20 protein-coding genes are annotated in these 22,950 nt (G+C 73.5%); 15 read left to right on the forward strand and 5 right to left on the reverse strand.

All coding sequences use genetic code 11. The annotated features are described in order from the left end of the window. Positions 1–53: 53 nt before the first annotated feature. Positions 54–1,346, forward strand: coding sequence for an SEC-C domain-containing protein (locus tag K8556_RS39450; protein WP_223739597.1), 1,293 nt, complete (start codon positions 54–56; stop codon positions 1,344–1,346). Between the two features lie 11 nt (positions 1,347–1,357). Here K8556_RS39450 and K8556_RS08925 read toward each other — a convergent pair whose 3' ends face one another. After that, positions 1,358–2,527: a cyclic nucleotide-binding domain-containing protein gene (locus tag K8556_RS08925; RefSeq protein WP_223739598.1), complete on the reverse strand. Its 1,170-nt coding sequence runs from the start codon at positions 2,525–2,527 to the stop codon at positions 1,358–1,360. An 82-nt stretch (positions 2,528–2,609) separates the two neighbouring features. Beyond that, a complete protein-coding gene (locus K8556_RS08930; RefSeq protein WP_223739599.1) occupies positions 2,610–3,788 on the reverse strand; it encodes a cyclic nucleotide-binding domain-containing protein in 1,179 nt (392 codons plus the stop codon). A gap of 278 nt (positions 3,789–4,066) precedes the next feature. Between K8556_RS08930 and K8556_RS08935 the strand changes: the two genes are divergently transcribed. The 8 genes from K8556_RS08935 (at position 4,067) to K8556_RS08970 (ending at position 12,787) form a co-directional block, all read left to right on the forward strand. Further along, positions 4,067–4,810, forward strand: a complete 744-nt coding sequence (locus K8556_RS08935; protein WP_223739600.1) for a hypothetical protein — start codon at positions 4,067–4,069, stop codon at positions 4,808–4,810. A gap of 123 nt (positions 4,811–4,933) precedes the next feature. Beyond that, positions 4,934–6,262, forward strand: a complete 1,329-nt coding sequence (locus tag K8556_RS08940; RefSeq protein WP_223739601.1) for a hypothetical protein — start codon at positions 4,934–4,936, stop codon at positions 6,260–6,262. Continuing rightward, the gene (locus K8556_RS08945) at positions 6,259–6,906 is read left to right on the forward strand and encodes a hypothetical protein (protein WP_370639898.1); all 648 of its coding nucleotides are present in this window, start codon (positions 6,259–6,261) and stop codon (positions 6,904–6,906) included. Before K8556_RS08940 ends, K8556_RS08945 begins: the two co-directional genes overlap by 4 nt. After that, positions 6,903–8,141, forward strand: coding sequence for a hypothetical protein (locus K8556_RS08950; RefSeq protein ID WP_223739602.1), 1,239 nt, complete (start codon positions 6,903–6,905; stop codon positions 8,139–8,141). The genes K8556_RS08945 and K8556_RS08950 overlap by 4 nt, the downstream gene beginning before the upstream one ends. Further along, positions 8,138–8,851: a c-type cytochrome gene (locus tag K8556_RS08955; RefSeq protein WP_223739603.1), complete on the forward strand. Its 714-nt coding sequence runs from the start codon at positions 8,138–8,140 to the stop codon at positions 8,849–8,851. The genes K8556_RS08950 and K8556_RS08955 overlap by 4 nt, the downstream gene beginning before the upstream one ends. 137 nt (positions 8,852–8,988) lie before the next feature. Beyond that, positions 8,989–11,406, forward strand: coding sequence for a PAS domain S-box protein (locus K8556_RS08960; RefSeq protein ID WP_223739604.1), 2,418 nt, complete (start codon positions 8,989–8,991; stop codon positions 11,404–11,406). A gap of 105 nt (positions 11,407–11,511) precedes the next feature. Beyond that, positions 11,512–12,270: a hypothetical protein gene (locus K8556_RS08965; RefSeq protein WP_223739605.1), complete on the forward strand. Its 759-nt coding sequence runs from the start codon at positions 11,512–11,514 to the stop codon at positions 12,268–12,270. Positions 12,271–12,382: 112 nt separating this feature from the next. After that, on the forward strand, positions 12,383–12,787 hold the full coding sequence (locus K8556_RS08970; RefSeq protein ID WP_223739606.1) for a DUF2203 domain-containing protein: 405 nt from the start codon (positions 12,383–12,385) through the stop codon (positions 12,785–12,787). A 10-nt stretch (positions 12,788–12,797) separates the two neighbouring features. Here the strand turns inward: K8556_RS08970 and K8556_RS08975 are convergent, their stop codons facing one another. Next, the gene (locus K8556_RS08975) at positions 12,798–13,403 is read right to left on the reverse strand and encodes a hypothetical protein (RefSeq protein ID WP_223739607.1); all 606 of its coding nucleotides are present in this window, start codon (positions 13,401–13,403) and stop codon (positions 12,798–12,800) included. 159 nt (positions 13,404–13,562) lie between these two features. Between K8556_RS08975 and K8556_RS08980 the strand changes: the two genes are divergently transcribed. Together K8556_RS08980 and K8556_RS08985 are read left to right on the forward strand one after the other, a co-directional pair. Then, a complete protein-coding gene (locus K8556_RS08980) occupies positions 13,563–14,489 on the forward strand; it encodes an NmrA/HSCARG family protein (protein ID WP_223739608.1) in 927 nt (308 codons plus the stop codon). Positions 14,490–14,602: 113 nt separating this feature from the next. Further along, a complete protein-coding gene (locus tag K8556_RS08985; RefSeq protein WP_223739609.1) occupies positions 14,603–15,325 on the forward strand; it encodes a hypothetical protein in 723 nt (240 codons plus the stop codon). Here K8556_RS08985 and K8556_RS08990 read toward each other — a convergent pair whose 3' ends face one another. Next, a complete protein-coding gene (locus tag K8556_RS08990) occupies positions 15,326–15,625 on the reverse strand; it encodes a hypothetical protein (protein WP_223739610.1) in 300 nt (99 codons plus the stop codon). Positions 15,626–15,774: 149 nt separating this feature from the next. On the opposite strand from K8556_RS08990, the gene K8556_RS08995 reads away from it, so the two are divergent. The 3 genes from K8556_RS08995 (at position 15,775) to K8556_RS09005 (ending at position 19,671) form a co-directional block, all read left to right on the forward strand. Continuing rightward, the gene (locus tag K8556_RS08995) at positions 15,775–17,304 is read left to right on the forward strand and encodes an FAD-binding oxidoreductase (protein ID WP_223739611.1); all 1,530 of its coding nucleotides are present in this window, start codon (positions 15,775–15,777) and stop codon (positions 17,302–17,304) included. A gap of 117 nt (positions 17,305–17,421) precedes the next feature. Continuing rightward, a complete protein-coding gene (locus K8556_RS09000) occupies positions 17,422–18,360 on the forward strand; it encodes a hypothetical protein (protein ID WP_223739612.1) in 939 nt (312 codons plus the stop codon). A 123-nt stretch (positions 18,361–18,483) separates the two neighbouring features. Beyond that, complete coding sequence (locus K8556_RS09005) at positions 18,484–19,671, forward strand: tetratricopeptide repeat protein (protein ID WP_223739613.1); 1,188 nt, start codon at positions 18,484–18,486, stop codon at positions 19,669–19,671. Between the two features lie 17 nt (positions 19,672–19,688). Here K8556_RS09005 and K8556_RS09010 read toward each other — a convergent pair whose 3' ends face one another. Beyond that, positions 19,689–20,651: an ornithine cyclodeaminase family protein gene (locus tag K8556_RS09010; protein WP_223739614.1), complete on the reverse strand. Its 963-nt coding sequence runs from the start codon at positions 20,649–20,651 to the stop codon at positions 19,689–19,691. A gap of 263 nt (positions 20,652–20,914) precedes the next feature. Between K8556_RS09010 and K8556_RS09015 the strand changes: the two genes are divergently transcribed. Beyond that, positions 20,915–22,945 (forward strand): ATP-binding protein, encoded by a 2,031-nt coding sequence (locus K8556_RS09015; RefSeq protein WP_223739615.1) that lies wholly within the window; start codon positions 20,915–20,917, stop codon positions 22,943–22,945. The last annotated feature ends 5 nt before the right edge of the window (positions 22,946–22,950 follow it).

Below are 22,950 nucleotides of genomic sequence, written 5' to 3' on the forward strand. Positions count from 1 at the left end.
CGGCTCCTTCCGTTCGTGGAAGGGCCGGGCGCTTTCGCTTACGGTGCGGCGCCGTGAGCCCTTCCAAGCCCGGCCGCAACGACCCGTGCCCCTGTGGCAGCGGGAAGAAGTACAAGGCCTGTCACGCCGCCGAGGACCGCGCGAAAGCCGCGCCGCCTCCCACCGCCGCCCCCGCCCACCCGCTGAAGCAGGACCTGGAGGCGGCCATGTCGCTCCTGGGCGACGCGGACGTGTCCCGCCTGTCCCAGGCGCTGGAGCACCTGGGCGTGCTGCTCCAGGCCGCCGGGCCCCAGCCGGGCCTGCGCTATGACGACAAGGCCTTCAGCGACCACGTGGGCCAGGCGCTCGCGAAGCTGGCCGCGCAAGAAGGCCTGGACGCGATGCAGGCGCGCAACTCCTTGCGCGTGGGCGTGGTGCGGGAGCTGGGCACGCGCGGCTTCCAGGAGAAGCTGGGCGCGGGGCTGCTGGCGCAGGCGGCGAAGAGCGGGCGCACGCCGGAGGAGCGGCGCGCGCTGTGCGTGGGCGCGCTGCTGGCCACGGCGGCGAAGAAGACGGGCAAGGTGCGGCCGGAGGACAACCCGGTGCTGGACGTCGTCTTCGACGTGCAGTTCCGCGAGTGGAGCCAGAAGCACGCGGAGGTGGTGCGCAAGTACGAGTCCCTGGTCGCGGACATGGAGCCGGAGGCCCTCACGCCCGAGGCCTCGGAGGCGCTGCGCAAGGCGGAGGCCGGTGAGCTGGACGCGCTGGTGAAGCACGTGCAGGCGGACCCGGCGCTGGTGGAGCGCATCTCGCGCGAGGCGAAGGAGCGCGCGCAGCGGGTGGAGGCGAAGCTGCGCGACCCCGCCACGCCGTCCGTCTTCTCCCCGGAAGAGGAGCTGTGGCTCACCGTGGTGCTGTGGGAGCCGCTGCGCGCGATGAAGTCCCAGCCCAAGGACCCGGAAGGCCGGCGCCAGGTCATCTCCGCGCTCCTGCGCGCCGTGAAGGGCGCGGTGGACGCGGACTTCCTCGAAGGCATGCTGGAGCGCATGCGCGCGGGGGCGAAGGACGCGGCGGCGGACGAGCCCACGCGCGAGTGGCTCACCGACGCGGCCATCGCCTTCGAGGCGGAGCCCGCGCGGCTGGTGCTGGCGGCGCTGCTCACCGCGCGGCAGGAGGCGAAGGGGCGCAGCGCGGAGGAGATGGTGGCACTCGCGGACCTGAAGGCCCTGCCCGCGTGGACGCCGGAGCAGTTGGAGCCGTACCGCCAGCTCCTGGAGAAGGAGGGCCGCGCCTCCGCCGCGGACCGCCTCCGCCGCGCGCAGGACTGGCTGCGCGAGCACCCCGTGCGGTTGGACGCGGAGGCCTGAGAGGCCCCGCTTCAGACGAAGAGCGCCCTGGCGGTCTGCTGGAGGCGCTCCGTGCCCATGCGCATGAGCTGGCCCTTGAGGCCGGGCTGGCTCACGACGTGCCGCTCGAAGGCGGCGCGCTCCAGGCGCAGGACGACACAGGGCGTCTTCGTGCGCACCGTCGCGGACACGGGCTTGTCCAGCAGCAGGGAGATTTCGCCGAACACGTCGCCCTCGCGCAGCTCCGGCAGGAGCACGATGCGGCCCGGCTGCTCCAGCGACAACTGCACCTGGCCGCGCAGCAGCAGGTAGAAGGCGTCCCCCGGCTGCCCCTGCGTGAGGAGCACCTGGCCGGCGGGCACGGCGCGCAGGTCGAACTCGCGCGACATCGCCTGCTTCAGCGCGGGCGACAGGTTGGTGAACAGGGGGCTGGTGCGCAGCAGGTGGTCCACCAGCCGGCGCTGGTAGAAGGCCTGCACCGCCGCCTCCACCTCCGGGTGCGCCGCGCTGACGCGGGCCAGGGAGGAGCGCTTGAACTCCAGCAGCACGGAGCGCTCAGGCACCTCCACGCTGGCCAGCCTGGGCCCTTCGGACACCAGCGCCACCTCGCCGAAGAAGTCCCCCGGCCCCAGCGTGGCCACGACCTGGCGCGCGTTGCCCTCCACCCGGCGCGTCACCTCCGCGCGCCCCTCCACCAGCGCGAACATGGAGTCGCCCGGCTGCCCCTCCTCCACCACGCGCTGGCCCGGCCAGAAGGCGCGCACCTCCAGCGCCTCCACCAGCGCCACGAAGGCGTCGCGCCCCACGCCGGACAGGACGGGCACGCCCGGGTCCTTGCCGTCGGGCACCCAGGCGAAGGTGGGGGCCAGCGCGCCGGGCGGCAGGGCGAAGCGCTCCGCCAGCGCGCGCACCGTCCTGGGACGCGCGCCCCGCAGGCCCCGCGACAACACCGCGGCGGCCACCGCGCGCAGCAGCGCCCCCGCGCGGGTCCAGGCGAGCGCCGCGTCGTCGTAGGCGTGGGCGGCCTCCGGCCTGCGCTCCAGCCACTCCAGCAGCTCGGCGACGCGCTGGTGGACCTCCGCGTCCTCCGGCTCGGCGCGCAGGGCGTCCTGGTAGCCGGCCAGCGCCGCTTCCAGCTTCCCTTGCGCGGCGAGCGTCGCCGCCTGGGCCTTCAGGGACCGTGCGTGTGGGGAGTCCGCCATGCGCGCCTCTGTAACCCAGCCGCGCGGCGCACGCATCCGTTCGGAGGTCCCGGCGGGGTGTCCCTTGTCACACCCCCGACCTTCAACTGCTCAGGTCCCGCACCCGCTCCGCCAGGCTCTGGGTGAAGAGGCGGTAGATGCGCAGGGCCGCGGCCTCGTGCGTCTCCAGGAAGTATTGGAAGTCCGTCCGCGTGACGCGCAGGGCGCGCACCACCGTGTGCGCGCGCACGTGCGCGGACACCGGCCCGTCCAGGATGAGGGAGATTTCGCCCAGGAACGCGCCCGGCCCCAGCATGTTGAGCTGGCGCGCGTCCCGGCCCGGGCCGGTGGACACGCTCACCATGCCCTCCAGCAGCACCACCAGCCCCATCCCCTTCGCGCCCTTCTCCAGCACCGTCGTCCCCGCCGGCACCAGCACCGGCCGCGCCAGCCGGTACAGGTCGCGCATGTCTTCCAAGGACAGACCATCGAAGATGGGAATGGCTTTCAGATAGCCATAGCCATCCACCACCGGCTGCGCCTTCTCCGCCGCGGCCGCGCCCTCCGGCGCCGACGCGAGCCCCAACTGCTGGAGCAGCCGCGCCTGCTCCGCCTGGAGCAGCAGCAGCCCCGCCCCCGTCGCGTGCTTGATGCCGTCCGCCAGGAGCACCAGCGCCCTCCACGTGGCGCCCTCCGCGTCCAGCAGCTCGCACATGCGCAGCACCGCCTCCGGCCGCCGCGCGTCGTCCGCGGGCACCGCGCGCAGCATCTCCAGCTCCGCGTGCGCGTTGCCCAGCACGCGGAACACCTGCGCCGCCTCCAGGGGCCGGTGCATGCGGCCCAACAGGTGCGCCAGCGACTCGCGCGCGCCCAGCGCCTGGTACAGCGACAGCGCCTGCTCCAGCGAGCCGGCCCGCTCGAAGGCCGCCGCCGCGCGGGCCTGCTCCCCCACCCTCAGCCACGCCTCCGCCGCCAGGAGCGGCGCTCCCGCCTGTTCGTACAGCGGCGCCGCGCCCCCGTCGTCCCCATCCGCCTCCAACAGCCGCGCCGCGCCCGCGAAGTCGCGCGCCTGCCGCAGCACCTCCACCAGCCGGGTGCGCGTGTCGGCCGGCACCGCCAGCGCCTCCTCCAGGACCCGCTCGCGCTGCCCCGCCCCCATCGCCTCGTAGGCGCGCACCGCGTCCTCCACCGCGCCCTTCAGCACCCGCGCCCACACCCCTCGCGTGACGCTGGAGCCAGGGCCCACGGCCACGTCGCCCACGTTCGAATCGTCTGGAGTCACGGCCTTGTCGTTCCTCCCGGACGCCCTGGCGGACAAAGGGGGTCCACGCCTGGGTCCGGACCTTGATTCCGTAGCACCCTGAAACAGGGAAAGCCAGCCAGCGCGGTGAAGAGCGGCGGGCCTCGGACAGAGTGTCCACCGCGTGAATCAGATGCGTAAAACCTGAGAGGTTGGGGTTCGCGCGAACCCTGCGCTTCAGGGTGGCTGTCTGGATTGAGAGGGATTCCCCATCTTCAAGCATCCCTGCCCCAGGGACCCCTACCCAAGGTGTCTCCCCCATGACGTCGCGCCCCGCTTCCGTCCTCTTCCTCAAGGTCCTGAAGTCGTCCCACCCGCGCCGCGCGCTGAACCTCCTGGCGCGAGGCGGCTTCCTGCTGCTGCTCGCGTCGGGAGCGGCCCGCGCCAACGAACCCGAGGCCCCGGCGCAGGCCGAGGCTCCGGCGCCGGGCGCGGAGGGGGCCGCCGCCCCGGCGGATGACGCGGTGTGGGGCGAGGAGGCGCTGGAGCAGGCGGAGCTGCCGGCGTCGATGACGGACGCGGCGCGGACGCTGGAGGAGGCGCCGGTGGTGGTGTGCTCGGGGTCGCTCCAGCAGGCCTACCGCCCCGGACTGTTGCTCACCACACCTCGCAACTCCATGCAGCGCGAGTCGCTCCAGTTCAGCGGCTGCCCCGTCAACGACGGCGTGGTGATGACGGCGGTGGGGATGGAGACGCAGCACCTGAAGCGCGCGACCTGCGTCGGCACCACGGGCGGCGCGTCCACCGCCACGGTGACCTGGTCCAACGGGGAGAAGTCCTCCGTGGCGCTGGAGCGCGTGGAGGCGCTCGTGGACGGAGGGATGCAGGTCTTCACGTCCGAGGGGACCATCCACTCCGGGCGCCACGCGGGCCACGGGGTGCGCCTGGTGACCGCCGTGCCCACGCTCACCACGCTGGCGGCGTGCGTGCAGCCGTCGGGCCTCACGGCGAACGTGGGCATCGCCACGCTCACCGTGCTGGACCTGCCCGCCGGGGAGCGCTGAGCGCGCGCCCGCTCCCCTGCCGGGCGCTCCGGGCTGGGGCGGGCTCCGGGCCGCACGCACCGCTATGCAGGCGCGGGCCGGGCGTTATCGTGGGGGGCCATGAGGCCTGCCCCGGAGCGCCGGATGCGAACGCGACGAGTCACGGGGGGTTGGCGGGGGGCGGCGGTGGCCGGCCTCCTGGGCTTTGTGGGCTCGGGCGCGGCGTGGGGGCACGCGGGCCTGCCGGAGACGTCCAACGTCACGCTGCGGCGCGGCCACCCCGAGGACTTCTTCGTGGGGGCCACCTTCGGCGCGGTCATCTCGCGCGACAGTGGGCGGACGTGGCGCTGGGTGTGTCCGGATGCCATGGGGTATGGCGGCTGGCGCCCGGAGTCCTTCGTCTGGCGCGAGTCCGGGGCGCTGCTGGCGGCCACCGGCAACGCGCTCCTGTCCTCGAAGGACGGCGCGTGCTCGTGGGCGGCGCACCCGGCGTTCAAGGACACCTGGGTGACGGGGCTCGCGGCGCACCCCACGGATGACGCGGTGCTGTACGTGGCCACGGGCCGCTCCACGACGGCGACGAACGGGGTGTTCCGCTCGGAGGACGGCGGGGAGACGTGGCGGGCGCTCCCGCTCCAGCGCGCGGGGGTCCTCTTCTCCGCCGTGCGCGTGTCCACCGCCCATCCCCGCACGCTCTACGTGTCCGGGTCGGACACGGCGCGCATGTACCTGTTCCGCAGCGACGACGCGGGCGAGACGTGGGAGGAGACCCCGCAGTCCTTCCCGGACCTGGTGCGCCCGTTCGACTTCGTGGTGACGGCGACGGACCCGGTGGAGCCGCTCGGCGTCTGGGCGCGCGTGTCCGCGCAGGGCTCCACGCACATCCTGCACAGCACGGACGGCGGGCGCACCTTCACCGCGCGCACGGGCGCCGGCATCGACGACGTGTTCATCAACATGGACGTCTCCGCCGACGGCGGCACCGCGTGGGTGTCCACGTACAACGCCTTCTTCCGCAGCCAGCAGGGCGGCCCCTTCTCCAAGCTGGCGCTGCCCACCGGCAACGCGTGCGTGACGCGCGTGGGGGACGTCCTCTACGGCTGCGGCTCGCCGTGGCTCCACGACTGGTCGCTGGCGCGCAGCAGCGACGAGGGCACCACCTGGGAGCCCCTCTTCAGCCTGGAGCAGCTTCAAGGTAGCCATCAGTGCCCGGCGGGCACGCCCGTGCGCGAGCTGTGCCCGTCGCGCTGGCCCCAGCTCGCGGAGACGATTGGCGCGCCGCTCTACCCGGATGGCGCTCCGGACGCGGGCGTGCCGGACGCCGGCGCGCGGCCTTCCGGCGACGACGCGGGCACGCCCGCGGCCCCCGGGCCGAAGCCGTCCCCTGGCTGCACCGCCGCTCCCGCGGGCATGCTGCTTCCCCTGTTCCTGCTTCCCTTGCTGCGCCGCGGCCGGCGGCGCGAGGCCCCATGACCATGAAGCTGAAGACGTCCCTGACGTGGAGCACCGCCGCGGTCGCGCTGCTCGCCCTGAGCGCGTGTGATGGCGACACCGAGCCCCAGGCCACTGAGTGCGAGGAGCCGCTCTACGCGGGCGGCGCCACGGACGAGGCGTGGCGCACGCTGGTGGATGCGCGCAACCAGCCCCTGGACAGCTCGCGCGCGGTGACGCTCACGTCGCCCGAGCCCGGCCAGGCGTACGGGACGGACCTGTCCGCGCCGCTGTGGCGGTGGACGTCCCCGCTGCGCGCGTCGCTGGAGCGCCCGGGCCGCACGGCGCCCCTCATGCAGGGCCGCCCGCGCGAGCCGAAGCGCTCGGTGCTCGTGTGGCTGGGAAACCTGGTGCTGCCCACCGCGGAGGCCCACCTGCCGCCGTACACGGGCGACCTCTACTGGGTGAAGGTGTCCGCGCCGGGACGCGAGTGCCCCATCGCGCAGGTGTTGACGTCGGAGTTGCAGTGGCAACTGGATGACGGCTCCTGGCAGGCGGTGAAGGACGCGGCGGGCCAGGAGCTGTCCGTGCAGGTGGTGAGCGCGTACCTGGTGCAGAACCGCATCACGGAGGGCCCCTACACGATGGGGTCCGGCGTGCCCTTCACGGTGGGGATGGCCAGGTGAGGCGCGCGGCCTGGCTCTGCGCGCTGGCGCTGGCCGCGTGCACGGAGGCCGGAGCGCCGGAGCCGGGCCCGGGCGTGCCCGCGCTGACGTACGCGGATCCCTCCCCGTGGACGCGGGGAGGGACGACGGTGCCTCCCCCGGGGCCGTCCGGGCGGCTGCTGGTGACCAACAGCCTGGATGACTCCGTGAGCCTGCTGGACCTGGACGGGCTGGGGACGCCGGGCTGGGGCGAGCGGGCGCGCGTGCCGGTGGGGCTCCACCCGGTGGAGCTGGAGGGGCCGCACCACACGGCGGTGTCGCCCTCGGGCGACTTCTACTACGTGGGCATCTCCAACTACGTGCCCGGAGGCGGCTCGGGTCCGCATGGCGCGCACGGCACGGGGACGGCGGACGGCTACTGCCTGAAGCTGAGCGCGAAGGACCACCGGCTCGTGGCCTCCGCGCGCGTGGACCCCAACCCCGGGGACGTCATCGTCAGCGCGGACGGACGCACGCTGTACCAGACGCACTTCGACCTGCTGCGCATCGCGGACGTGGCGCGCAAGGGCGGGCCGGAGGAGGCCATGGTCGCGCGCATGGCCATCATCGACGCGGAGACGATGACGGTGAAGGAGCGGGTGAAGGTGTGCCCCGCGCCGCACGCGGTGCGCCTGTCCGCGGACGAGCGCACCGCGTACGTGGCGTGCTGGTCGGACGAGGTCGCGGTGGTGGACCTGGCGGCGGCGGGCATGCCGGTGACGCGCGTGAAGGTGGCGGCGGGCGCGGGCACGGCGGTGAGCCCGCGCCACCAGCCGTACGCGCTGACGGTGTCGCCCACGACGGGGGACGTGTGGGTCAGCTCGCTCGCGAGCAGGCAGGTGCAGGTGCTGGAGCCCGGGACGCGCGCGATGAACCCGGAGCGCACGGTGTACCTGCGCGGCGCGCCCATGTTCGGCGCGTTCACCCGGGACGGGCGCACGCTGTACCTGCCCTATCAACAGGAGGACGCGGTGGCGGTCATCGACGCGGCGACGTCCACGGTGTCGCGCACGGTGCAACTGTCGCAGGCGGGCTGCCTCAACGTGCACCAGTTCATGCTGACGCCGGACGAGCGCCACGGCCTGGCGGTCTGCGAAGGGGACCACATCGGCCCGGGCACGTTGCACGTCGTGGACCTGGCGGAGGGCACCGTGGTGTCCACGGTGGAGCTGGGCCGCTTCCCGGACTCGGTGAGCCTGCTGCGGGGGCAGCCATGAGGGGCCTGTGCGCGGGCGTGGCGGCGCTGCTCGTGCTGGCCGGGTGCGGCGGCGGGGACGAGCCCCGGGCCGCGGCGGATTACGGGGAGGCGCTGTTCCAGGACGCGCGGCTGTCGCCGAGCGAGTACAACCCGTTCTCGTGTGCGACGTGCCACGTGACGACGCCGGCGGCGCCGGCCGGGCGCATCGACTCAGGGCACACGCTGTACAACGTGGCGGCGCGGCCGAGCTGGTGGGGCGGCAACGAGACGCGGCTGCTGGACGCGGTGAACTTCTGCTACGTGAACTTCATGCGCGGGGTGACGAAGCTGGAGGCGGACGAGCCGCGCTCCCGCGCGCTGTATGAGTACCTGTCGCGCATCAGCCCGGACGCGCAGGCGCCCGCGCTGCCGTTCACGGTGGTGAAGGACATCCAGGACGTGCCCCGGGGCGACGCCACGCGAGGCGAGGCGGTGTACCGGGCGGCCTGCCAGGGCTGCCACGGCGCGACGCACACGGGCGAGGGCCGGCTGACGAACCAGGCGTCGGTGCTGCCGGAGGTGACGCGCGACTACGACGAGGCCTTCCCGGGCATCCCGCACGCGCAGGTGGTCATCGAGAAGGTACGGCACGGGCCGTTCTTCGGCGTGGGGGGCAACATGCCGCTCTACGGCACGGAGGCCCTGTCCGACGCGGACCTGGGCGCGCTGCTCACGTACCTGGGGCTGTAGCCGTCCGGCCGGTGCACGGGCGAGGAGGGGGACGCAGGGCATCCCGCCCCTGCCCATGCGAGCCCGGCCGCCGCACCTCAAGGGCGTTCATGTCCTCGTCGGGTTCACAGGAGCAGGGCCCTTCCCCGGAAGGGCCAGTGCCCACGCGGGGCCGTTCCCCCGCGTCCCTGGCCGAGCTGCTGGACACCGACCGCGAGGCGCTCCTGGAGGACTGGTGCGCGCGGGCGTCGCCCCTCTTCGTCTCCCTGCGCCTGACACACGAGCAGCTCGTCGACGCACTGCCCGCCCTGCTCGATGGGCTCCACGCCGCGCTCGTGGACGCGAAGGAGGGCGCGGATGGCCTCGCTCCGCTCCAGCACAGCGAGGCCGCCGGAGCCCACGGCCGGCAGCGCCTGCGCCTGGGCGCCGACGTGGCCCTGCTCACGCGCGAATACGGCCTCCTGCGCGACTGCATCCTGGCCCGGGCCGAGCGCGCCGGCGTGGACGTGCCGCTGCCGCTGCTGCGCGTGCTCGACGCATGCATCGACAACGCGCTCGCCCAGGCCGTCATCCCGTTCGCGTCCGGCAGCGCCGAGCGCCGCCACGCCGAGGCCGAGGACCGCGAGCGCTTCTTCCAACTGTCCCCGGACATGTTCTGCGTCGCGGGCCTGGACGGGTACTTCAAGCGCGTGAACACGCACTTCGTCAACGTGCTCGGGTGGAGCGAGGAGGAGCTCTACCAGCGCCCCTTCATGGACCTGGTCCACCCGGACGACCAGGCGTCCACCCGCGAGGAGATGCACAAGCTGTCCCACGGCATCCCCACCCAGCGCTTCCAGAACCGCTTCCGCACCCGGGACGGTAGCTACCGGTGGCTCGCGTGGGCCTCGCGCCCCGTGCTCGAGCTGGGCCTCCTCTACTCCGCCGCGCGCGACATCACCGAGCAGAAGACCGTGGCCTGGGAGCGCGAGCAGTTGCTGGAGGCCGTGCGCGACAGCGAGGCGCGCTTCCGCAACATGGCGGACCACGCGCCCGTGATGCTCTGGGTGACGGACGTGCAGGGCTCCACGACGTACCTGAACCGGGGCTGGTACGCGCTCACCGGGCAGACGGAGGCCACGGGCCTGGGCTTCGGCTGGCTCGACGCCATCCACCCCGACGACCTGGAGCGCACCCAGCGGACCTTCACGGAGTCCAACGCCGCCCGCCGGCCCTTCCGCCTGGACTACCGGCTGCGCGGCGTGGACGGAGCGTACCGGTGGGCCGTGGACACCGGCTCGCCCCGCTACGACGCGGAGGGGCACTTCCTGGGCTACATCGGCAGCGTCATCGACATCTCCGACCGCAAGCAGGCGGAGGTGGAGCGCGAGGCCCTGCTCGCGCGGGAGAGCGCCGCGCGCCACGAGGCCGAGGAGGCCAACCAGCTCAAGGACGAGTTCCTCGCCACCATCAGCCATGAGCTGCGCACGCCCCTCACGGCCATCCTCGGGTGGGTGCAGTTGCTGCGCACCGGCACCCTGCCCGCGCCCCGGCGGGAGCGCGCGCTGGAGACCATCGAGCGCAACGCGCGCTCGCAGGGGCAGCTCATCGAGGACCTGCTCGACGTCAGCCGCATCGTGTCCGGCAAGCTCAAGCTGGACGTGGCGCCCGTGGACCTGTCCGCGGTGGTGCAGCAGGCGCTCGAGTCCGTGCGGCCCGCGGCGGACGCGCGCCACATCGGGGTGCGGGCCACGGTGGACACCTCCAGCAGCGTGATGGGCGATTCGCACCGGCTCCAGCAGGTGGTGTGGAACCTGCTGTCCAACGCGGTGAAGTTCACGCCCAGGGGCGGCTACGTGCGGCTGGTGGTGTGCCGGCGGGACTCCCTCGTGGAGCTCACCGTGGAGGACAGCGGCCAGGGCATCTCCGAGGCCTTCCTCCCCCACGTCTTCGAGCGCTTCCGCCAGGCCGACAGCGGCAGCACGCGCAAGACGGGCGGGCTGGGGCTGGGGCTGTCCATCGTGCGGCACATCGTGGAGATGCACGGCGGCACCGTCACCGCCGCCAGCGAGGGCGAGGGCCGGGGCGCCACGTTCACCGTGCGGCTGCCCCTGTCCGTCACGCAGCGGCGAGACCCCGCCATGCCGCCGTCGCCGAAGCCTCCCGTGGCGGAGCGCGGCCCCTCGCCCCCGCCGGAGCTGGGCGGCGTGCGCGTGCTCGTGGTGGATGACGAGGAGGACGCGAGGGAGCTGTTGCGCACGCTCCTGGAGGACAACGGCGCCCACGTGGTGACCGCGGGCTCCGCGATGGAGGGGCTCCAGGTGCTCCAGGCGGAGCAGCCGGACGTGCTCGTCTCCGACATCGGCATGCCGGGCACGGACGGCTACGGTTTCATCGAGCGCGTGCGCGCGCTGCCCGCGGAGGAGGGAGGCCACACCCCGGCGGTGGCCATCACGGCCTACGCCCGCTCGGAGGACCGCACCCGCGTGCTGCGCGCCGGTTTCCAGAGCCACGTGCCCAAGCCGGTGGAGCCCGGGGAGCTGCTCGCCGTCATCGCCTCGCTCGCGAAGCGGTACCCCGCGCCTCCGACGGCCTGACGGCCCGCGCAGGGCGCCGGACACGGGGCCACGCATCCTCCTGGCCAGCGGGCGGGGGCAGGGCTTACCTTTGCCCCGATGCGTCCGCCGCCCGGACAACTGGCGATGTTCGACGCCCCGGAGCCCGGGCGTGAGCCGGCGCGCGCGCGGCTGCCGTCCCGCGAGGACGCGCTGGTCCGGGCCGCGGACCTGGCCCGGCGCGTGTCCGCCCTGCTGGGCCGGCCCGTGCACCTGCGCCTGACGGACAACCGCGCCACCCTGGTGAGCTACCGCCGCCTCCCCGAAGGCGTGCGCCTGCGCCTGCACCACCTCTTCCTGGACGCGCCCGACACCGTGGTGCGCGCCCTGGCCCTCTACGTGTCCGGCGACACCGCCGCCCGCGAGGTGCTGGAGGCCTTCAGCCACGCCCACCACGGCCAGGTGCGCCGCGAGCGCAGGCCCGGCGCCCCGCTGCGCACGCGCGGCCGCTGCTTCGACCTCAAGGCCGTCCACGCCCGGCTGGACGCCGCGTACTTCGACGGGCGCGTGCACGCCGTGGAGGTCGGCTGGGCCCGCCGCCCCGCGCGCCGCACCCGCCGCTCCATCCACCTGGGCGGCTACGACGCGCGCCTGCGCGAGGTGCGCGTCCACCCCGCGCTGGACCGCCCCACCGTGCCCGCCTTCGTCGTGGACTTCATCGTCTTCCACGCCCTGCTGCACGCGGACCTCGCCGCCACCGACGCCGGCCCCGACGCCCACGACGCCGCCGGCCGCTGCGCCGCGGAACACACCCCCGCCTTCGTGGAACGCGAGGCCGCCTTCCCCCTGCGCGAGGCCGCCTGGCGCTGGCTCCTGGAAAACCTGTCATCGCTGCGGCGCGGGTGACCGCCCGTCCCATCCGTTGACATGTTCCGGACAGGTCACGGCCGCCGTGCCCCGCCCCTCCACCCCGAAGGGAGTGGCCTGCGGAGGGCGCACACTGCATGCTGTCCCTCCGATGCGCTTTTTCAGCGTGGAAGAGGCCAGCCGGCTGGTGCCGTTGCTGACGAAGACCTTCGGGCGCGTGCGCCCCTGGGTGGAGCGCGTGCAGAAGCTGGCGGAGGTGCTGGACGGTCCGGAGGCCCCGCCCGACACCCCCGAGGTGCGCTCCTTCCGCGAGGAGCGCGACGAGCTGCTGGAGCGGATCCGCGGCGAGCTGGGCCCGCTCCAGGAGATGGGCCTGGAGATAAAAGGCGCGGACGGCCTGGTGGACTTCCACGCGCGGCGCGGAGAAGAGCCCGTGTACCTCTGCTGGCGCTTCGGCGAGAACACCGTGGCGCACTGGCACGACCTGAAGGCCGGCTTCTCCGGGCGCCGCCCCATCGACAGCCCGGACGACTTCGAGCCCACCTACCTGAGCTGAGCGCGCCCCGTCACTTCGATACACCCTGGTGCAGCAGGGCCAGCTTGTTGCGCGCGGAGAGCAACTGCTGGCGCAGCGACTCCGCCTGCCGGCCGATGTCGGTGAACTTCGCCTCCTCCGCCGCGCGCGTCAGCGTGGCCGCCTCGTCCGCCACCTCCGCCATGCGCGCCTGGAGCGAGGTGAAGACCTCCGTCAGCCGCGCGTCCTCCTCCGCCGTGCGCGTGGCCTGCTGGCGCAGCGCCGCGAACTCCTGCATGCGCCCGTTGAGGTCCGCCGCGCTCTGCCCCAACGCCCCGTAGCGCGTGAGCAGGTCCTTGAACACCTCCGTGCGCTGCTGCAGCTCCTGCGCGCACACGTTGACCGCGTCCGCCTGCGCCTGCTGCCGGTTGCGCACCCCGGTGATGGCCTGCACCAGCGCGCCCACGCGAAGGCGGAGCGCGTCGTCCAGGTCCGCCAGGTCCTTGAGCGTCTTCGACGCGCGCTCCAGGTGCTTCTCCGACGTCAGGGGCGACTCCTTCAACTGCTCCGCCAGCGCCTCGAAGCGCAGCAGCTCTGCGTCGAGCGCCTGGGCGGCGGAGACCAGCTCGGAGGACGGGGGCGTGTCACGCTTGCTCATGGGGCCGGGAGGATGCCACGCCGCCTGCCCCTCCCCTCAGGTCGCCTGCCTGCCTCGGGAGCCTGTGCTCGGGGGAGGACACTGCGGCTTCCAGGCCTCGCCATTGGCAGGGGGCGTCTCCAGTTTTCCGTGACACGTCGCGTCCGGAGGTCTGAACCCATGCCCGTGGATTTCTCCATCACCGTGCTCGTCACTGGCGCCACCGGCCAACAGGGCGGCGCCGTCCTCCGCAAGCTCGCCGACCGGGGTCACCACGTGGTGGCGCTGGTGCGGGACGCGGACGCCCCGGCCGCCCGCGCCCTGCGCAGGCCCGGCGTCACCCTGGCCCAGGGCGACTTCGACGACCCCGTCTCCCTGGAGGCCGCCATGCGCGGCGTGGACGCCGTCTACGCCATGGCCACGCCCTTCGGCGCGGGCGGCGTGGACGCGGAGGTCCAGCACGGCAAGAACCTGGCGGACGCGGCGAAGCGCGCCAACGTGCGGCACTTCGTGTACTCGTCCGTGGCGGGCGCGTCGGAGCTCACCGGCGTCCCCCACTTCGACAGCAAGCACGCCGTGGAGCTGTACCTGCGGCGGCGGGACATGCCCTTCACCATCCTGGGCCCCGCCTTCTTCATGGAGAACCTCCTCCACCCGCCCACGCGCGACCTGCTGGCGCAGGGGAGGCTGGCCCTGGCGCTGCCCGCGACGCGCGGCCTGCAGATGGTGGCGGTGGAGGACCTGGCCGGCTTCGCGCTGCAGGTGCTGGGGGACCCGGAGCGCTTCATCGGCGAGCGCATCGAGGTCGCCTCCGACGAGGTGACGGGCCAGCAGGCCGCCGCGCTGCTCTCCATGGTGAGCGGCCACCGCATCCACTACGAACAGGTTCCCCTGGACCAGCTCCAGCGGCAGAGCGAGGACCTGGCGGCCATGTTCGAGTGGCTCGACCGCGTGGGCTACCACGCGGACATCCTCACCCTGCGCAACAGCCACCCGCGCGTGGGCTGGCAGACCTTCGAGACCTGGGCGCGCCACCAGGACTGGGACTTCGTCAACGCGCCCGCCTGGCCCGCCACCGCCGCCGAGCCGGTGACGCCCCAGCCCTGAAGGGGCGCGCGGTTGGAGGCCCTGACCCGCCCGCCCGCTGCCCGGGGTGGAGCACAGGGCATGTCATCCCCTGAACGCCGCACGCCCTACCTTGAAGGACGAGGAGGCATGCGATGCGTGGAGCATTGGGAGTGGGGGCCCTGGGGCTGATGCTGCTGGCGGGCTGCGCGGCGGAGACGAAGCTGCGGCCCGTGCCGGAAGCGGGAGTCCTCCAGGGCGGCAAGAGCAGCGCCATCACGGAGGCGGACGGCGTGCGGCTCACGGCGGACGGCTCGGCGTGGCAGGGCTCGCCGTCCGACCTGGAGCGCCGGGTCACCCCCGTCTACGTCCGGCTGGAGAACCAGGGGCAGCGCCCGCTCCGCCTCGAGTACAAGGACTTCGCGCTGGTGGGGCAGGAGTCCCGCTTCCGCTACAGCGCGCTGCCGCCCCTGTCGCTGCGGCGGGCCACGTCCTCGGAGGACTCCCAGGCGCCCGCGCGCTACACCCCGGCGATGTACCCCCGAGGCAGGGTGTGGGTGGGCGGCGGCTACGGCTACGGGCCCTACCGCGGCTGGGGACCGGGCTGGTACGGCCCCTGGGGCTGGGGCAACTCCTTCTACGGGCCCTACTACGGCCCGCCGTACTACTACGAGCAGCCGCTGCCCACCGAGGACATGCTCAACAACGCGCTGCCAGAGGGCACGCTGGAGCCCGGCGGCACGCAGGAGGGCTTCCTCTACTTCCAGGGCGTGGCCCGCCGCGAGAACGCGGTGACGCTCCAGGTGAAGCTGGTGGACGCCCAGACGGACGAGCCGTTCGGTTCGCTCGCCATCCCCTTCCAGGTGAGCACGAAGTAGCTAGTGCAGCAGCGTGCTGGGCGGCGCGTACGGAGAGCGCCCCCCGTCGTGCGCCAGGTCGAGCAGCGGCGCGTCCTCCGGCTGCCCCAGCGCGCGCCGCAGGTCCGCGCCCCGCAGGGGCAGGCCCATGAGCGGCCCCAGGAGGCACAGGTCCAGCGCGCCCGCGAGCAGCGGCACCAGGCCCGTCAGCGCCACCGCCGCGCCCCGGGCCGTGCCCGCGCCAAGTCCGCCCAGGACCATGCCCGTGCCCGCCAGAATCCGAACCCACCGTCCGCTGCGCGACGCGATGAAGCCGATCATGAACACCTCCCCACGCCGAAGATGAACACGCGGCAGGGGGCGACCACGGCCGGTGTCCACCCGGCGACCCTCCCCGCCCGGGGCACGCCCGCCCGCTCGCCGCCCGGGGGGCCAGCGGGGGCACGCCCGCGCGGGCATACTGCGGCGCCGTGAACCAGACCGAAGCGAAGGCGCCGGACCTCCAGGCGGCCCTGGCCGCGTGGCGGGAGGCCATGGGCGAAGCGCACGTCATCCTGGACCCCGAAGCGCTGGAGGCCGCCCAGACGGCCACCTTCGCCACCACCCAGCGCATCCCCGCCATCGTGCGGCCGGCGGACACGGCGCAGGTGCAGGCGTGCCTGCGCGTCGCGACCGCGCACCGCGTGCCGGTGTACCCGGTGAGCGCCGGCCGCAACTGGGGCTACGGCTCGCGCGTGCCTCCTGGCGACGGCAGCGTGCTGCTGGACCTGGGGCGCATGAACCGCGTGCTCGCGCACGACGAGCAGCTCGCGTACCTCACCGTGGAGCCCGGCGTGACGTTCCGCCAGGCCTATGCGTACCTGCGCGACAAGGGCTCCTCCACGTTCATCACCACCATCGGCGGTTCGCCGGACGCGAGCATGGTGGGCAACGCGCTGGAGCGCGGCGACGGGGCCGGCCCCAACGCGGACATCTTCCAGCACGTGTGCGCGCTGGAGGCCGTGCTCCCCACGGGCGAGCGCGTGGAGACGGGCCACGCGCGCTTCCCCGGCGCCCGCGCCGCCCCCGTCTTCCGCTGGGGCCTGGGCCCGGTGCTGGACGGCCTCTTCAGCCAGTCGTCGCTGGGCGTGGTGACGCGGATGACGTTCTGGCTGGCGCGCAAGCAGCCCTGGCTGCGCGACTTCTTCTGCGCCGTGAACGACGACGCCCAGCTCTGGGACATGGTGGACCGGCTCCAGGCCCTGGCCCTGGACGGCACGCTCAAGGGCAGCTTCTTCTTCTGGAACGACATCAAGGCGTACAGCATCACCCAGCAGTTCCCCTACCCCTCCGTGGGCCGCGCGCCGCTGCCCGAGTGGGCCCGCGAGAAGCTGCGCGAGGGCTTCGGCCGCTGGGCCATCAGCGGCACCCTCACCGCCCCGGACGCGGAGCTGGGCGCCCTGCTGGAGAAGCGGCTCGCGCGCGCCGTGGAGGGCGCCTTCCGCCCCCTGTCCTTCGGCCCGGTGGCCCCCTTTGGGGAAGGCACGCTCCAGGGCGTCCCCACCGAGACCAACCTCGCCATGGCCTACTGGCGCAAGCGCACCCCCAAGCCGGAGGATCCGAACCCGGACCGCGACCGCTGCGGCTTCATCTGGTGCTCCGTCGCCGTCCCCTTCACCGGCCCGGAGGCGAAGCGCGCCACGGACATCGCCGACCGCGTCCCCCGCCTCTTCGGGTTCGAGCCCAACCTGGCGCTGCTCGCCCACTCCCCGCGCTGCGTCTACCTGGTCACCGCGCTCGCCTATGACCGGGACGTGCGCGGCGAGGACGCCCGCGCCCAGGCCTGCTACCGCGCCCTCACCCGCGAACTGGCGGACGCCGGGTACCACCTGACCCGAGCCGGACTCCAGGCGCAAGACGCCGCACCGCCCGTGCGGGATGACTCCGCGGAGGTGCGAAGGCGGCTGAAGGCGGCGTGCGATCCCGAGGGAATCCTGGCTCCCGGGAGATCCGAGCCCTGAGGGCGCGAGCGGATCAGAAAGAAAAAAGAGGCGCGGAAACTTTCTTGGGTGGGGCGCCGATACTCTCTCAAGTCACAAGATTTCCCACCGCGCCTCGCGCCGCCGGAGCCCTCCTCCATGTCCATCGAGACCAACCGCTACCGCCCCGTGTTCCGGAACACCACGACGACGCCTCCGGCCAACGGGACGCAGGTGCGGCGCGAGGTGCAGGCCCAGACGCAGAACCGGGCCCAGGGCGAGGCGACGATCGACCTGAACCGCGGCGTGCAGGGCAACCGCGTCACCACCAGCAACCAGGCCAACCCCAGCACCACCACGGACATCCAGAAGCAGTTGGAGACCAGCCGCTTCGACAAGACGGTGGCCTCCGGTGAGTGGAACAAGAGCTGGACCGCGGCCTCCGGTTCGCACACCTCCGGTGACGTGAACGGCAGCTTCCACAACACGGTGGAAGGCCAGGCGCTGACGGCGGACGTGGCGGCGCAGGGCAGCGTCTCCGTGGATCCGCTGCACGGCAAGATTGGCGCGCAGGGCTCCGTGGACGCGCGCGCAGACCTGGTGCGCGGCTCCGTGGAAGGCCACGCGGACAGCGCGCTGGGCCGCTCCGAGTGGGGCGCCGAGGGCAACGTGGGCGCCGAGGCGACCGCCACGGGTCAGGTGGTGCTGGACCCGCTGCACGGCCAGGCCGCCGCCTCCGTGCACGGTGAGGCCTTCGCCGGCGCCCGCGCCAGCGCGGAGGTCACGCAGGAGATTGGCCCCGCGACCGTCACGGCCGGCGCCGAGGCCTTCGCCGGCATCGGCGTGGAGTTCGAGGCCAACGTCGGCCTGAAGGACGGCAAGCTGTCCGCCAACTTCGACGTGGGCGCGGCGCTGGGCATCGGCGCCAGCGTGGAGTTCGGCTTCTCCGTCGACGTGGGCAAGGTGGGCGACGCCGCCAAGGCCGCCGTCGAGGGCGTGGGCAACGCGGTGCAGAACGTCGGCGAGGGCATCAAGAACGTCGGCGAGGGCATCAAGAACGTCGGTGAAGGCATCAAGGACGCGCTGAGCAAGTGGTAGTGGCGGGCCGCGTCCGGCCGCCTTCCACCTGATGCTCTTCCCAGGGCCTCGTCCATCCGGGCGAGGCCCTTCCTTTTTCCCCGTTGCTCGACAGCCCCCGCCCCCTGGGGGACACTTTCCATCATGAACTCTCTGGAAACCCTCCTCGCGCAGGGTCAGGTGGCCCAGGCCAGGGCCGAGGCCGAGAAGCTCCTCGCGAAGAACCCCCACCACCGCGACGCGCTGGTGGTGATGGCCAAGCTGGCGCTCGTGGAGAACAAGGTGCCCCAGGCCGAAGCGCTGCTCGCCAAGGCGGAGTCCCAGGGCGCCACGGCGGAGACCGGCCTCGTGCGCGCGAACATCGCCGCCCAGAAGGGTCAGCTCGACGCCGCCCTCAAGGCCTACCAGGGCGTGCTCGCGGTGGAGCCCAACCGCGCCGAGGCGTACTTCGGCAAGGGCATGATGCTGATCAAGCAGGACAAGGCGCCCCAGGCGCTGGAGGCCCTGTCCCAGGCCGCGAAGCTGGCGCCCCAGAACCCGGTGTTCCGCTACCGGCTGGGCCAGGTGCAGTTGGAGGCGGGCCAGGCGGACGCCGGGCTCGCCACGCTGCGCGACGTCCTCACGCTGGCGCCGCGCTTCGTGCCCGCGTACCTGAGCCTGTCGCACGCGCTGTCCGCCCAGGACAAGCTGGTGGAGGCGCGCAAGGTGCTGGAGCAGGGCCTCAAGGCGGTGCCCAACCAGCCGCGCCTGCTCGCGTCCGTGACGGTGCTGTCCATGGCGCTGCGTGATTTGCGCACGTCCTACCAGGCGGCCTCCGCGCTCGCGGCCCAGCGCCCGAAGGACGCGGACGCCCAGGCGAACCTGGCGCAGCTCATGCTGGCGCGCGGTCAAATCGAGCAGGCCCGGCACCTGTGCCAGACCATGGCGTCGCTGGGCGTCGCCAGCGAGTCCCTGAAGATGGCCGAGGCCACCTGCTTCGAGTCGCAGGAGCCGCCCGCGTATGACAAGGCCATCGCCGCGTACGAGCAGGGCATGGGCCTGGCGCCGGACGGCTGGCGCGCGGCGAACAACCTGGGCCAGTTGCTCCTGCGCGTCCCCGCGGAGCCGGCGGACACGCACCTGCCGCGCGCGGTGACGGTGCTGGAGGAGGCCGTGCGCCGCGCCCCGGACCGCCCGGAGCCGCTGCTCAACCTGGCGCTCGCGCAGGCGCGCCTGGGCCAGGAGCAGAAGGCGAAGGAGCTGGTGCAGAAGGTGCTCGCCATGCCGCTGGCGGAGGACACCGACCTGCACGAGGAGGCCGTGCGCCTCTCGAAGACGCTGTCCGGGGCCTGAGGAGGCCCGCGCCCGCGCTACGCGTCGAAGTCGAGCGTGGGCACGTCCTCGTCGCCGGTCGCCGCCTGATACACGTGCCAGGCGGCGGCCAGGTCCTGGAAGGGCAGGCCCACCCCGGCGAACACCGTCACCTGCTCCTGGGACGTGCGCCCGGGCTTGAGGCCCGCGAGGACCTCGCCCAGCTCCGCGTGGATGGCGGCCTCCGTGAGCCCCGCCGCGCCCGCCGCGCCGGTGGAGACGCTCAGGCCGCGGTGGTCGCAGACGAACAGCGACTGCTCCAGCAGGTCCTGGGACAGCTCCGCCTTGCCCGGCTCGTCCGCGCCCAGCGCGGTGATGTGCGTGCCCGGCCGCACCATGCCCGCGTGCAGGAAGGGCTGGTGGCTCCACGTCGCCGTCACCACGATGTCCGCGTCCGCCACGGCCTCCGCCACGGACGTCTCCACGCTCACGGGCAGGTTCAGCTCCTGGTACATGCGCCGCGCGTAGGCGTTCGCGTGCTCGATGTTCGTGTCATAGACGCGCACCTGGCTGAGCGTGCGCACCAGCCGCAACTGCTTGAGCTGGAGCACGCCCTGGCGGCCGGCGCCAATCACCGCCACGCGCGTGGCGTCCGGCCGGGCCAGCACGTCCGCGGCCAGCGCGCCCACCACGCCGGTGCGCACGGCGGTGAGGTGGCCGGAGTCCATCACCGCGAGCAGCCCCCCCGTCACCAGGTCGTGCAGGTGCACCACGCCCTGGATGGCGGGCTTCTGGCCCGGGAACTTCGCGTGCACCTTCACCGTGTACGCGGGGATGCCGGGCACGCAGCCGGGGAAGAGCACCAGCGCGGTGCCCTCCGAGTGCAGCGGCGCGCGCACCCGCTGCGGGGCCACCGTGCGGGCCAGGACGTCGGTGCGGAAGGCCTCGCGCAGGTCGTCCAGGAGCAGGAGCGCCTGGATGTTGCGGGCCACGGCGGAGCGGTTGAGCAGGAGGGTGCGCATGCTTTGTGATGGCCACCCTACCCGAGCGTGCGCATGTCCTGGGGCGCGAACATCCCCACGGCCGGCCGAGCGCATGAAGGTGAACGGCGCGCCGGGCGGTGCGTCCGGGGCCTGGAGCCGGCGGCCGGGGGCTCGTGGCGCGCCTCCCTCCGACGCGGGGGTGAAGCGCGTTGGGGGCGCCATGCGCAGACTTTTCGCGAGGGGCGGCGCGACCGGGCGAGGGCCCGGGGAGATGGGCGATGCAGGAGCCGGATTCACACTCCGTGGACGAGCATGCGCGTGGCGGTCCCCGCCTGTCCGCGGCGGAGTTCCTGCGCGCGAATCACGACGGGCTGCTGGCGGACTGGCATCAGGCGGTGGCGCAGGTCCTGAGCGGGCAGGACCCCGCCCGCCAGCCCTGGCTCATCGACCACATGCCGGAGCTGCTCGCGGCCCTGGCGGACGCGATGGAGCTGGGGCCGGAGGCGATGGACGAGCGCCTGGAGGCGGCGCACGCGGCGGCCCGGCTGGACGCGGGCTTCAACCTGGGCGAGGTGGCCCGGGAGTACGCGCTCCTGCGCCGCTGCATCCTGCACCGGCTGGAGGCGCAGGAGCAGCGGCTGCGGCCCGGGGACCTCACGCGGCTGGAGGAGACGCTCGACCGGGTGGTCACCCGGACGATGACGCTCTTCTGGGACATGAAGCAGCGCATCCTCCAGACGCTGGACCGCATGTCCGAGGCGACGCTGGACGACCCGGACATGGAGACGCTCCTGGGACGCCTGCTCACCCGGCTGATGGAGTCCGCGCTCACCGTGGACACGGCGGCGGTGATGCTGCTGGAGGGCGACGCGCTGGTGGTGCGCGCCTCGGTGGGCCTGAGCACGGACGAGGTGATGGGCCTGCGCGTGCCGGTGGGCCTGGGCGTGAGCGGGCAGGCGGCGCTGGAGCGGCGGCCCTTCTTCGTCCGCTCGGCCGCCACGGACCCCCGCGTGCTCTTCGGGCCGCTGCGCCGCGCGGGGCTGCGCGCGCTGTACGGCCTGCCGCTGATGGACGGCGAGCGGCTGCTGGGCATGGCGTACATGGGCTCGCGCACGGCCTTCGCCTTCTCCGACTCGGACGTGCTGCTCTTCCACGCCGTCGCGCAGCGGGCCTCCGCGCACATCGCCCAGACGGAGCTGCACGCGCGCGAGCACGAGGCGCGCAAGGAGGCCGAGCGGTCGCTGGCGCTGCTGGACTCGCTCCTGGAGGCGTCGCCCGTGGGCATCGCGTTCCTGGGTCCGGACCTGCGCTACCTGCGCATCAACGGCACGCTCGCGCGGCTCAACGGCAGGCCCGTGGAGGACCACCGGGGCCGCACGCTGCACGACATGGTCCGCACCCGCTCCGTGGGCGCCATCGAGCACTCGCTGCGGCAGGTGCTGGAGACCGGGCAGCCCGTGCAGGACGTGCTGCTCGAAGGGCCGGATCCGGTGCGGGGCCGCGCGGGCATCTGGCGCGCGGACTACTTCCCGGTGCGCACCCCGGACGGGGTGCTGCTCGGCGTGGGCTCCACGGTGGTGGACATCACCGACCACAAGCGCGCGGAGGGAGCGCTCCAGCAGGCCATCGACTTCCGCGAGGAGCTCATCGCCGTCCTGGGCCACGACCTGCGCAACCCCCTGCACGCGGTGAACGCGTCCGCCTTCATGCTGGGGAAGGTCCCCGGGCTGGACGCGACGGCGCTCCGCTCCGTGGACCGCATCCGCAAGGCCACGGCGCGGATGACGCGGATGATCAACGACATCCTCGACTTCGCGCGCAGCCGCCTGGGCGGAGGCATCCCGGTGACGCGCCAGCACGTGAACATGGAGGAGCTGTGCCAGGGCATGCTGGAGGAGCTCCAGGTCGTCTACCCGGAGCGGCCCCTGGTGCTGGAGGTGCACGGGGACGACCTGTGGGGGGACTGGGACCCGGACCGGGTGACGCAGGTGCTGGGCAACCTGGTGGTGAACGCGCTGCAACACGCGAGGAACGACACGCCCGTCGTCACCACGCTCACGGCGGAAGCCGCGGACGTGGTGATGCGGGTGCGCAACGAGGGCGAGCCCATCCCGCCGGAGCTGCTGCCGCACCTGTTCGACCCGTTCAAGCAGTCGAGCGTGCCCCGGGTGGGCAACAAGCACCGCAGCCTGGGGCTGGGGCTCTACATCGTGAACGAGATCGTCCAGGTGCACCGGGGCAGCGTCCGCGTGGAGACCGCCGCCGGGGGCGGCACCACCTTCACCGTGCGCTGGCCCCGCGTCCCCCCGCCCCGGGGCTACCTGAAGCCGTGAGCCGC

The organism is Corallococcus sp. AS-1-12, from assembly GCF_020036995.1.
In the GTDB taxonomy this organism is placed as follows: domain Bacteria; phylum Myxococcota; class Myxococcia; order Myxococcales; family Myxococcaceae; genus Corallococcus.

Coding starts and splice junctions, on each gene's coding strand:
- K8556_RS08925 (WP_223739598.1), bottom strand. CDS start 2,527: ATGGCGGACTCCCCACACGCACGGTCCCTGAAGGCCCAGGCGGCGACG.
- K8556_RS08935 (WP_223739600.1), top strand. CDS start 4,067: ATGACGTCGCGCCCCGCTTCCGTCCTCTTCCTCAAGGTCCTGAAGTCG.
- K8556_RS08940 (WP_223739601.1), top strand. CDS start 4,934: ATGCGAACGCGACGAGTCACGGGGGGTTGGCGGGGGGCGGCGGTGGCC.
- K8556_RS08945 (WP_370639898.1), top strand. CDS start 6,259: ATGACCATGAAGCTGAAGACGTCCCTGACGTGGAGCACCGCCGCGGTC.
- K8556_RS08955 (WP_223739603.1), top strand. CDS start 8,138: ATGAGGGGCCTGTGCGCGGGCGTGGCGGCGCTGCTCGTGCTGGCCGGG.
- K8556_RS08965 (WP_223739605.1), top strand. CDS start 11,512: ATGTTCGACGCCCCGGAGCCCGGGCGTGAGCCGGCGCGCGCGCGGCTG.
- K8556_RS08970 (WP_223739606.1), top strand. CDS start 12,383: ATGCGCTTTTTCAGCGTGGAAGAGGCCAGCCGGCTGGTGCCGTTGCTG.
- K8556_RS08975 (WP_223739607.1), bottom strand. CDS start 13,403: ATGAGCAAGCGTGACACGCCCCCGTCCTCCGAGCTGGTCTCCGCCGCC.
- K8556_RS08980 (WP_223739608.1), top strand. CDS start 13,563: ATGCCCGTGGATTTCTCCATCACCGTGCTCGTCACTGGCGCCACCGGC.
- K8556_RS08985 (WP_223739609.1), top strand. CDS start 14,603: ATGCGTGGAGCATTGGGAGTGGGGGCCCTGGGGCTGATGCTGCTGGCG.
- K8556_RS08990 (WP_223739610.1), bottom strand. CDS start 15,625: ATGATCGGCTTCATCGCGTCGCGCAGCGGACGGTGGGTTCGGATTCTG.
- K8556_RS09000 (WP_223739612.1), top strand. CDS start 17,422: ATGTCCATCGAGACCAACCGCTACCGCCCCGTGTTCCGGAACACCACG.
- K8556_RS09005 (WP_223739613.1), top strand. CDS start 18,484: ATGAACTCTCTGGAAACCCTCCTCGCGCAGGGTCAGGTGGCCCAGGCC.
- K8556_RS09010 (WP_223739614.1), bottom strand. CDS start 20,651: ATGCGCACCCTCCTGCTCAACCGCTCCGCCGTGGCCCGCAACATCCAG.